General features: G+C 38.1%; 10 protein-coding genes and 1 tRNA gene. All 11 read right to left on the minus strand.

The annotated features are described in order from the left end of the window. Nucleotides 1–107 precede the first annotated feature (107 nt). The 11 genes from G504_RS0115120 to mraY all read right to left on the minus strand — a co-directional run bounded on the left by G504_RS0115120 (nt 108) and on the right by mraY (nt 11,293). Nucleotides 108–181, minus strand: a tRNA-Arg gene (locus tag G504_RS0115120). A 51-nt stretch (nt 182–232) separates the two neighbouring features. Further along, the gene (locus G504_RS0115125; RefSeq protein WP_019671038.1) at nt 233–556 is read right to left on the minus strand and encodes a TraR/DksA family transcriptional regulator; all 324 of its coding nucleotides are present in this window, start codon (nt 554–556) and stop codon (nt 233–235) included. Between the two features lie 7 nt (nt 557–563). Beyond that, complete coding sequence (locus G504_RS0115130; RefSeq protein WP_019671039.1) at nt 564–1,013, minus strand: GatB/YqeY domain-containing protein; 450 nt, start codon at nt 1,011–1,013, stop codon at nt 564–566. Between the two features lie 102 nt (nt 1,014–1,115). Next, nucleotides 1,116–3,026 carry a cell division protein FtsZ gene (ftsZ, locus tag G504_RS0115135; protein ID WP_019671040.1) on the minus strand — a complete coding sequence of 637 codons (1,911 nt, stop codon included), beginning with the start codon at nt 3,024–3,026 and terminating at the stop codon, nt 1,116–1,118. 40 nt (nt 3,027–3,066) lie between these two features. Next, nucleotides 3,067–4,389, minus strand: coding sequence for a cell division protein FtsA (gene ftsA / locus G504_RS0115140; RefSeq protein WP_019671041.1), 1,323 nt, complete (start codon nt 4,387–4,389; stop codon nt 3,067–3,069). Between the two features lie 6 nt (nt 4,390–4,395). After that, complete coding sequence (locus tag G504_RS0115145) at nt 4,396–5,115, minus strand: cell division protein FtsQ/DivIB (protein ID WP_019671042.1); 720 nt, start codon at nt 5,113–5,115, stop codon at nt 4,396–4,398. Further along, nucleotides 5,105–6,457, minus strand: a complete 1,353-nt coding sequence (gene murC, locus G504_RS0115150; RefSeq protein WP_019671043.1) for a UDP-N-acetylmuramate--L-alanine ligase — start codon at nt 6,455–6,457, stop codon at nt 5,105–5,107. Before murC ends, G504_RS0115145 begins: the two co-directional genes overlap by 11 nt. Before the next feature lies 1 nt (nt 6,458). After that, nucleotides 6,459–7,550, minus strand: coding sequence for an undecaprenyldiphospho-muramoylpentapeptide beta-N-acetylglucosaminyltransferase (murG, locus tag G504_RS0115155; RefSeq protein ID WP_019671044.1), 1,092 nt, complete (start codon nt 7,548–7,550; stop codon nt 6,459–6,461). Further along, a complete protein-coding gene (locus tag G504_RS0115160; protein WP_019671045.1) occupies nt 7,537–8,736 on the minus strand; it encodes an FtsW/RodA/SpoVE family cell cycle protein in 1,200 nt (399 codons plus the stop codon). Before G504_RS0115160 ends, murG begins: the two co-directional genes overlap by 14 nt. Before the next feature lie 2 nt (nt 8,737–8,738). Continuing rightward, a complete protein-coding gene (gene murD, locus G504_RS0115165) occupies nt 8,739–10,073 on the minus strand; it encodes a UDP-N-acetylmuramoyl-L-alanine--D-glutamate ligase (RefSeq protein WP_019671046.1) in 1,335 nt (444 codons plus the stop codon). Beyond that, a complete protein-coding gene (mraY, locus tag G504_RS0115170) occupies nt 10,073–11,293 on the minus strand; it encodes a phospho-N-acetylmuramoyl-pentapeptide-transferase (RefSeq protein ID WP_019671047.1) in 1,221 nt (406 codons plus the stop codon). The genes murD and mraY overlap by 1 nt, the downstream gene beginning before the upstream one ends. Nucleotides 11,294–11,296: the final 3 nt, after the last annotated feature.

Consider the following 11,296-nt stretch of genomic DNA (forward strand, 5'->3'; position numbering starts at 1 on the left):
CGGGATTAGCTGCGCTCTTCCCTAAAAGGCTCCGCCTTGAAAGTAAAAACCCCAAACTTACAAATTCAAGCAAGCTTGATTTGCCGTTTGGGATTTTTACTTATTCGTGACCCCGGAGGGATTCAAACCCCCAACCCTCAGAGCCGAAATCTGATGCGCTATTCAGTTGCGCCACGGGGCCTTTTGCTAATATAATTACTGACTCTTTTGTATAGCAACTACCGGTATTGGTTTAGCGAGCGCAATTTACGCAAAAAGAGCTACTCGGCGCTAATAAAATTCGTTCAATTGGTATTTTCTTTTTACAATTTGGACAGATTCCAAAATCGCTGGCGCCCAATTTCTCCAGGTTTTGCTTTAATCCGGACAGTCTTTCTCTGGCTTTTACCAAAGCTGCATCCATAACCCCTTTGTTGTTGATAGCATCCATCCTCGATACTCTGCCAATAGCATTATCAGGAGAAATTGGTTGAGACAACTCTTCGTATTGCCGGATCTTTTTCTCAGTCCTGGCTATATCTGATTCGAAGCGTTCACGAATTTTTTGAACATTCATTCCAAAGCTAGGTAAGTTTGGCACGAACAATACCGGAAATTGTTTTCCCATCTGCCTGGCCGGCTAATTGCTTAGATACCATCCCCATTACTTTACCCATATCTTTCATGCCACTGGCGCCAGTACTTTCAATAATCTGTACAACAACTTTTTCTATCTCATCCTCACTTAATTGAGCCGGTAAAAATTTTTCAATTACTGCTACCTGCGCCAATTCGGGTTCTGCAAGATCCTCTCTTCCCTGTTCCTTAAAAATAACCGCACTGTCTTTACGCTGTTTTACAAGCTTTTGTATTAATTTAATTTCTTCAGCATCGGACATTTCACTACCGGCTCCCTTTTCTGTTTGCGCAAGTAATAAAGCAGATTTTATTGCCCTTAAGGACTCCAGAGCTACTGTATCTTTAGCCTTCATTGCGGCTTTAATTTCTTCCATCACTTGATTCTGTAAGCTCATATTTCTTAGGATTTTAGAAACGACAAGATAAAAAAATAAACCCGAAAAAGTAATGACTTTTCGGGCCTATTCTATGTTTGGGCACATTAGCGCATAATCTGACTAATCCACATTATCATGTAAAAAGGAGTTGTTAGAACGCAATTGAATTTCATCATTGCTATCTTCACTTAAAGTAGTTCTGGAGACTTTACCTTCTTTGGGGTTTTCATTTAAATCTATCCCCTGGCGTTTATAAGCAGGTTCCTTTTCAATTTCATCAATATTATTTACGCTATTCTTGAACTTGTAGTTAAAATCCTTTAGTTTTCTCCTTCGCTCATCAGCCCTTTCTCTCAGTATTTCTTCTATTGGAGTATTCATTGGATCTCTGTCCTTGGTATCAACTTCATCTTTCGCGGCAACGGTCTTTCTCTCAAAAACCAATTCATCCTCTACCAATTTAGGTTCAAATTCCTCTGCTTTGGACTTTGCACCCGTTAATTTATTTTCCAGTTCCATATAGTCATCAAGACTATAGCGTGTTTCCCCTTCTTTGTTGTATTCCAAAACAGGAATTACCTCTATATGTTCATTAACATCCAGATCATTTATGTTTTCATCCAGGCTGAAGGTAATTACATTTTCATTTTCTTCTTCCGCAGAATCGGTCAATGGCATATCAAATCGCAGTGCTATCTGCTCCTTGTCATCAACTTTTCCGGATAACTCTTCAGGGTCTATTACTTCAATGTCCTCCAGGGTTTTTTTAGAATCAATGATTATAAAATCTTCCTCCGAAACTTCTTCTGCTATTACCTCTTCGTAAAACACGTTAAAGTTTCTGATATAGTTGGTTGTCGGAATAAGATCTATGGTATCTTCTGTCTCCAAAGAGTGTTTTATTACGGGCTCAAGTATTTCCTCTTCCTCTTCTTCTTCCAATTTGTACACAACATTTTCATCACTCAAATCCCGCTCTGCTTTTTGCTCATCTTCAAGAGTATGTATTATTTTCTTGGTTTCAGTATTGACAATTTCATCTTGTTGGTCAATATTAAAACCGGTGGCAATTACGGTAACAGCTATTGCCTCACCCAGGTTTTCATCTTCACCCACACCCATAATAATATTGGCGCCATGACCTGCCTCAATTTGAATATGATCATTAATTTCCCCTATTTCATCAATGGTAATCTCCTGGGATCCAGAAACAATAAGCAATAAAACATTTTTAGCTCCTGTAATCTTATTATCATTCAATAAGGGAGAATCCAGTGCCTTCATTATAGCTTCCTGTGCTCTGGCTGAACCCGATGACATGGAAGAACCCATAATAGCGGTACCACTATTTGAAAGAACTGTTTTGGCGTCACGTAAGTCAATATTCTGAGTATAATGGTGGGTAATTACCTCAGCAATTCCCCTTGCCGCCGTTGCAAGCACTTCATCTGCTTTTGAAAAACCAGCTTTAAAACCCAAATTCCCATAAACCTCCCTTAATTTATTATTATTGATTACAATCAAAGAGTCTACATTAGAGCGAAGTTTTTCAATACCAATTTGAGCCTGCTGGCATCTCATTTTACCTTCAAACTGAAATGGCATAGTAACAATCCCCACAGTTAGGACATCCATTTCTTTAGCTTGTTTAGCGATAACCGGAGCTGCCCCGGTACCAGTTCCACCACCCATACCGGCTGTGATGAAAATCATTTTAGTGGTATTATCAAGCATTCGCTTAATTTCCTCCATGCTTTCAAGGGCTGCTTGCTCCCCTACTTCAGGATTGGCACCTGCTCCGAGTCCTTCTGTAAGAGAAACACCTAATTGTATTTTATTGGGGACAGGGCTATTTTGCAAAGCCTGCGAATCCGTATTGCAAATCACAAAATCTACTCCATTTATTCCTGCCTGGAACATGTGATTTATAGCATTACTTCCGCCTCCTCCAACGCCAATTACTTTAATTACATTACTTTGATTTTTTGGTAAATCAAAGGCTATATTTTCAAATTCGGTATTCTTGCTCATGTTTTCTGTGTTACTTGTTATTAGGTGCTACTATTTAGGTTTACTCTGCGTTATCTAAAAAATCTTTAAGTTTCTCTGACCAAACGTCAAATACAGATTTTCTTTCCCCCTTTGACTTTTCGGTTTTTCTTCCCTCGGGATGGCCCTCTAAAACTAATTCTTCCTCTTTCTTATCTTCTTCCTGATAAATAAGGTTTTTTTCTTTATTCTCTATGGCATTCATCAACAATCCTACAGCGGTTGCATACAGGGGGCTGGCAATTTCCTGATCGGAATCCCCGGCTAAATGCTCATTAGGATATCCAATTCTGGTATCCATACCAGTGATATATTCTACCAGCTGCTTTAAGTGTTTTAACTGGCTCCCTCCCCCGGTTAAAACAATACCGGCGATCAATTTTTTCTTTTGCTCCTCGTGACCGTAATTTTTGATTTCCACATAAACCTGCTCAACAATCTCTACTACCCTCGCATGTATGATTTTGGAAAGATTTTTAAGGGTGATTTCTTTGGGTTCTCTTCCTCGCAATCCAGGTATTGAGACAATTTCGTTGTCTTTATTTTCCCCCGGCCATGCAGAACCAAATTTCATTTTAAGAAGTTCTGCCTGTTTCTCAATTATGGAACAGCCTTCTTTAATGTCTTCGGTTATAACGTTACCGCCAAAAGGAATTACTGCCGTATGTCTGATAATCCCGTCTTTAAAAATAGCAAGGTCTGTTGTCCCGCCTCCAATATCAATTAAGGCAACTCCTGCTTCTTTTTCTTCCTGGCTAAGAACTGCATCTGAAGATGCCAGGGGTTCTAAAGTAATATTACCCAGGTCCAGTCCTGCACTTTTAATACACCTGCCAATATTTTTAATAGATGAAACCTGACCAACAACCACATGGAAATTAGCTTCTAGCCTGCCGCCGTACATCCCTATTGGCAGCTTTATTTCTGCCTGACCATCTACCTTATATTCCTGAGGCAATACATGTATGATCTCCTCTCCTGGCAACATGACCAGTTTATATACCTGGTTACATAGTTTATCCAGATCGTCTTCATTGATTACTTCTTCAGAATTAGCCCTCGTTATGTAATCGCTATGCTGAAGGCTCCTGATATGCTGTCCGGCAATTCCAACAACCACGGAACCAATTTTTAATCCGGAATCGGCCTCCGCCTGCTCAACAGCCTGCTGAATAGACTTTATGGTTTGTGTTATGTTATTCACCACACCCCGATGTACACCTAGGCTTTTAGATCTGCCTATGCCTAACACCTCAATCTTGCCATACTCGTTTTCCTTTCCAATTATGGCAACAATTTTTGTAGTACCTATGTCTAACCCAACTGAATAATTGCTATTTTCCATACTAATTTAAATTTTGGTGCACACTACTTGATTATTAAATTCTAAACTTACTATATTATAGTTTTCCAATGTTTTGTCTTTGGCAGCTTTAGTGTAAAAAGCTTTGAAATTATTGAACTTCTGCTCCAATTTATCCACATCACCTAAATTCACAACAAAGTTTTCCATGCGGAATTTTAACTGATAATTATCCTCATGTTCAATATGAATTCCGATAACATTTTTTCTTAAAAAGTCGTCCTTGTTTATGTACTCCAATATCACATAAACGTCTTCCAAACTTTTTCCAGTGATATTGCCCGTAATGATCGGCACCCTTGCAGAGTGATTTCTGGATAATGGCATATTTTTACCCTCCTCATCCAGGTAAAATTTTGTCTTTCCCTCTACACGTCCGATTGGCTGCCTTTGTAAAATTTTTGATGTAAGCTCACCATCTATAGTAAGATAAACTTGGGCACTTTTTACCATTTCATTGGTCTCAATGACCTTTTCTATAGTATCCAAATCTAATTTTTCTTTGGGCACGTTTTTAATGATTCCATAATTTTGTATTAACAATTTATTAACCATTGATTTTGTGAGGTAGAGATTGTTCTCACCAATGAATTTTACTGAAATCTCCTGTACACCTCTCGAATCGCTTCTATGACCTGAAAATGCATAAAGACCTGTGATACAAATTATTAAACAAATAAATTTGATGTAATTCCAATTAATTTTCATATTCAAGTTCTTGTTGTATTTTTGATATATCCAATCCAATATCTCCAGCACCCATAGTAACCAAAACCTCCGGTTTTTGCCTTTTAATCTCGGCTATCAGATCAGCTTTTTGCATTAATTTTTTATTCGGATTCTTTATTTTAGCCATTAACCATTCAGAATTCACTCCTTCAATAGGTTTTTCTCTCGCCGGATAGATATCCAATAATAAAACGCTATCAAATTGTGAAAGACTCAGAGCGAAATCTTCAGCGAAATCCCTTGTTCTTGAAAATAGATGCGGCTGGAAAACTACCAGTGTTTTCTTATTAGTGTGCATCTCTGAGACGGCATCATATACGGCATTTATTTCTGTTGGATGGTGTGCATAGTCATCTATAAAAACAAAGTCTGCATTTTTAATCCTGTATGAAAATCTCCGCTGCACTCCCTTAAAGGTTTCTAAAGCTTTGACAAGCAGATTAGGTGGGGGTCCAATCTGTATTGCCATTGCAAAGGCAACTAAACCGTTAAGCAAGTTGTGCTTTCCGGGTTTGTTAAACTTAACACCTTTAAGGGTAGTGTCCGGAGTTTCCAAATCAAATATGTAGGCGCCATGTATTATTCTTAAATTTCTAATGCAATAATCCGAATCATCATCTATACCATAGGTTATTCCCTCCAAAGGCAAGCCCTTTCTAATAAATAGCTTCCCACCGGGTTTTAGTTTGTCAACAAATTCCCTGAAAGATTTTCTTAGTTCATTGCTGTCACCATAAATATCCAAATGATCAGCATCCATAGAAGTAATACAGGCAATGTCCGGAGATAACCGTAAGAATGAGCGATCGTATTCATCGGCTTCCACAACAGAATATTCACTGCCCCCAAACCAAAAATTACTATTAAAGTCTTCAGAAATACCTCCCAGAAACGCTGTAACCGGGGTGCCTGTTTCTCTTAATAAATGTGCCAGAATACTGCTTGTGGTTGTTTTACCGTGTGTTCCGGCTACTGCAAAACAAAAAGTATCTCGTGTAATAATGCCCAATACTTCTGATCGTTTTTTTATTTGAAAACCCCTGGAAGCAAAATAATTGTATTCTATCAGGTCGTCAGGAATTGCCGGTGTATAGACAATGAGCGTACTTTCTTTATTTTTGTATACCGTGGGAATTTCAGATATATCATCTTTATAATGAATCGGAATACCTAAAACAGTAAGCTCTCGGGTTAATGGAGTCTCCGTTTTGTCATATCCTGCCACATTCTTTTCTAGCAGTTTAAAGTATCTCGCAAGAGCAGACATACCAATACCTCCAATACCGATAAAATAAATGTTATGTATGTCTTTTAGCGTCATATTAACTTTTCAGTAAATGTTCTATTTCATCTACTATATTCTTTGTGGCGTCAGGCAGTGCCAGCGCCTTTATATTTTCACTTAATAATTTCTTATGCTCCTCCGATTCATTCAGATTTGAAAAAACTTCTTCAAATTTGTCCGCCAGGTCTTTTTCTTCTACCATCAGTGCCGCTTGTTTTAAAACCAGACTCTTGGCATTTTTGGTTTGATGGTCTTCTGCAACATTTGGCGACGGGATAAATAGTACCGGTTTACCTACAATACATAATTCAGAAACCGAACTCGCCCCGGCTCTTGAAATTATGACGTCTGCTGCTGAATAGGCAAAATTCATTTTGTATAAAAAATCATAGACTTTTACATCAGCTGAGTGATATTTTTTATATTCCTCATAGTATACACTGCCGCATTGCCAAATAAGCTGAATTCCTAACTTTGAAAAGAAACCCAGTTCCTTTTCTATCAGTTCATTTATTCTTCTTGCACCCAAACTACCCCCTAGGACAAGCAACGTAATTTTTTCTGGATTCAAACCAAAAAACTCATAAGCCTCATTGGCATGCTTTATGGGATCTATCAGATCTGCTCTTACAGGATTCCCTGTTTTCACTATTTTATCTTCCGGAAAAAACCTTCCCATATCGTCATATGCAACACAAATTTTAGCTGCTTTTTTAGCCAATAGTTTATTGGTTATACCGGCATATGAATTCTGCTCCTGCAGTACGCAGGGAATTCCTTTTCTTGAGGCCATTTTTAATACAGGGCCACTTGCAAATCCTCCTGTGCCTATTACCACGCTGGGTTTAAACTTCGCTACTATTTTTCCTGCACTTATCAAACTACTTATTAGTTTAAATGGGAACATTAAATTTTTTAATGTCAATTTTCTTTGTATGCCACTAATCCATAAACCTTTTATCTTATATCCTGCCCTGGGCACTTTTTCCATTTCCATTCTGTCCTTTGCTCCTACAAATAAAAATGCCGCATCCGGATATCTTAATTTTAACTCATCTGCAATTGCTATTGCGGGATAAATATGACCTCCTGTTCCACCACCGGATAATATAAACCTATAGTTGTCCACTTAGTATTTCCAATGGGTTAGCATCATCTATATCAGATTTTTTAATATCAACAGCTTTAAATTTTCTACTCGCACTCAACACAATTCCAATTGCCAGACAAGTCATCCAAATAGATGTTCCTCCGCTACTTATAAGCGGTAAAGTCTGTCCTGTTACAGGAAATAATTCTACCGCAACTGCCATGTTAATAAGTGCCTGAAATACAATGGGTAAACCAACACCAACCACCAATAATTTGCCAAATACCGTCTCGTTTGAATTTGCCACCACCACAATTCTGAATAGCAAAAGCATATAAAAGAACATTAGCACAAACCCTCCAACCAGGCCGTACTCTTCAATAATAATTGCATAGATAAAATCTGAGGAACTCTGAGGCAGGAAATTTTTCATAACACTTTTACCTGCTCCGTTTCCTATAATCCCACCGCTGGCAATTGCAATTTTTGCTTTTTCTATCTGATAATCAGCCTCCGTATCGGCAGGATCCCAAAAGCTTACAACTCTATTTGTCCAGGTATCGACCCTGTTTGGAAAAAGATCCGGATAAGCTTTTGCCGTAAGAATAAAAATGCTAAGCACTAGCAGACCTGTGCCTACTATTCCCGAAAGATACTTTAGCGGATACCCCCCTAAAAAACAGAGTGTGAGTACCATAAAAAACAAAATGGCAGCAGTAGAGAAGTTGGCTGGTAAAATTAAAATTGTAACAATAAAAACAGGAAGCCACAAGGGGACCAGACTTTCACTGAAAGTGATTATTTTATCTTTGATTTTGGTAAGGTATCTCGCCACATAGATCATAAGTACCACCGCTGCAAGATTTGAGGTCTGAAAAGTAATTCCGACCAATGGAAGGCGTATCCATCTACTCGCATTTGCCCCATCTATTGTAGTACCCTGGGCCAACGTATATATCAATAAGACCAAAACAACGGGCAAGGCAATAAGAGATAGGCCCTTAAAAAAATGCGTAGGGATTCTATGGACACCATAGATTATACCAAATCCTAAAAATAATAGCATTCCATGTTTAACCAAATGGCCGATTGTTGTACCATTTCCTACTACATAAACCAAATTACTACTGGCGCTGTAAACAGGTAAAAATGAAAAAAGAGCCAGTAGGGCAACTACACCCCAAATGGCTTTATCTCCTTTTATATTTCCAAAAAACCTGGACATTTTTATAAGTTTTTTATCGCTTCTTTAAATTGATTTCCCCTGTCTTCATAATTTTTAAAAAGATCAAAACTGGCACAGGCAGGTGATAGCAAAACAGTATCTCCCCTTTCTGCGATTTTATAGGCCACTTTCACAGCTTCGCTCATTGCATATGTTTCTACAATCAGATCTACTACATTGCCAAAAGCGTATTTAATTTTGGAATTATCCATTCCCAGACAAATTATGGCCTTTACTTTTTCCCTTACTAAGGGCATGAGCGCTTTATAATCATTCCCTTTATCTATCCCGCCAGCAATCCATACAACAGGAGTGCTCATACTTTCCAAGGCATAGTAGGTTGCATTTACATTGGTAGCTTTAGAATCGTTAATGTATTGGACATGATGAATTTTTAAGACCTTTTCCAGGCGGTGCGCAGCTCCTTGAAAATTCTGAATACTTTCGCGGATAGTATCCTTTCTAATACCAACCAACTTTGCAACTGTTGATGCCGCCATTGTATTTTTAAGGTTATGTAAACCTTCTAATGCCAAAGAATCTGCTTCCATTTCAAGTGTATTATTATCTGTTCTAATTAATATTTTGTCATTCTCTAACCATGCCCCTTCACCAAGTTTATTAATTATACTAAAGGGCAATAATTTTGATTTAATCGGGTTATTCTCCAGCCAGCTTTTGATTACCTTATCATCGTAATCATAAATCAATCTGTCCTGGGCACTATGGTTTTGCACAATCCTGAATTTCGAAGACACATAGTTTTCAAAAGAATGCTCATACCTGTCTAAATGGTCCGGGGTAATGTTTGTTATTACCGCTATCCCCGGTTTAAAATCAACTATTCCATCTAACTGAAAACTGCTTATTTCCAGCACATAGTAATCGTAGTCTTTTTCCGCTACCATTTTGGCAAAACTATCTCCAATATTACCTGCCATTCCCACGTTTAAGCCTCCCTCTTTTAATATGTGATACGTAAGCATTGTGGTAGTGGTCTTTCCATTACTGCCTGTAATTCCTATTATTTTTGCATTCGTGTATTTAGCTGCAAACTCAATCTCGGAAATAACCGGAATACCTTTGGCAATAAGCTTTTTAACGAGTGTTGCTGTATCCGGAATACCAGGACTTTTCATAACCACATCCGCATTGAGAATTTTGTCTTCTGAATGTCGTTGTTCCTCCCAATCAATCTCAAAATGTTCAAGAACGTTCTTATATTTTTTTTTAATCTTACCCCTATCCGAGACAAATACCCGGTAATTCTTTTTTTTTGCCAGAATAGCTGTTCCTACCCCGCTTTCACCAGCTCCGAGCACAACCATTAATTTCATTATCTCACTTTGAGTGTCACAATTGTAATTATGGCCAATAGTATTCCTATAATCCAAAACCTCGTGACTATTTTACTTTCGTGATACCCCTTTTTTTGATAATGGTGGTGCAAGGGTGCCATTAAAAAAATACGTTTTCCTTCTCCTGATCTATTTTTCGTGTATTTGAAATAACCTACTTGCAACATCACTGATATGGATTCGGCAAAGAAAATTCCGCAAAGAATAGGGATCAATAATTCTTTTCTTACAATTAATGCAATTACTGCGATGACACCACCTATTGTAAGGCTTCCGGTATCGCCCATAAATACCTGAGCAGGAAATGCATTGTACCATAAAAACCCTACCAGGGAACCCACAAAAGCCGCTATGAACACCAATAGCTCACCAGCCCTGGGTATGTACATGATATCCAGATATTCGGAAAAAATGATATTACCCGATACCCATGCGAAAATTCCAAGGGTAAGTACTATTATGGCAGACGAACCGGCCGCCAGACCATCAATACCATCCGTAAGGTTTGCTCCATTCGAAACCGCAGTAACAATTAAGATTACAATTGGTATAAAAATCAGCCATGCATACGATACTGCATTCTCGCCTAACCAGGAGATCAGATTACTATAATCCAATTCATTATTCTTAAAAAACGGAACAGTGGTCATTGTAGATTTAATATCCTCTCCTGTAATCTTTTCTACCATATATTGTTCCGTGATTATAGTATTGGTCCTTTCCCGCATAGTGACTTCCGGATGGAAGTATAGGGTTGCACCAACTATTAAACCAAGCACAACCTGACCGATCACTTTAAACCTTCCTTTAAGTCCCTTTTTATTCTTTTTAAATATTTTGATATAGTCATCTACAAATCCAATAATACCCATCCATATAATCGTGACTATCAATAAAATGACATAAATATTCATTATATCGGCAAATAATAAGACGGGGATCAGGGTGGACATTATAATTATTAAACCACCCATTGTTGGCGTACCGGTTTTCTGCTTTTGCCCCTCGAGTCCCAGATCCCGGATAGTTTCCCCTATTTGCTTTTGTTTTAGAAAAAGAATAATTCGCTTGCCATATACTGTTGCCAATAGTAAAGAAAGAAGAACTGCCATTGCTGCCCTGAACGTCTGAAACTGGAACAGACCTGCCCCGGGAAGCTGGTATTGTTTTTCTAGATATTCAAACAGATAATAGAGCATATT

Origin of the sequence: Eudoraea adriatica DSM 19308 (assembly GCF_000382125.1) — a bacterium.
In the GTDB taxonomy this organism is placed as follows: domain Bacteria; phylum Bacteroidota; class Bacteroidia; order Flavobacteriales; family Flavobacteriaceae; genus Eudoraea; species Eudoraea adriatica.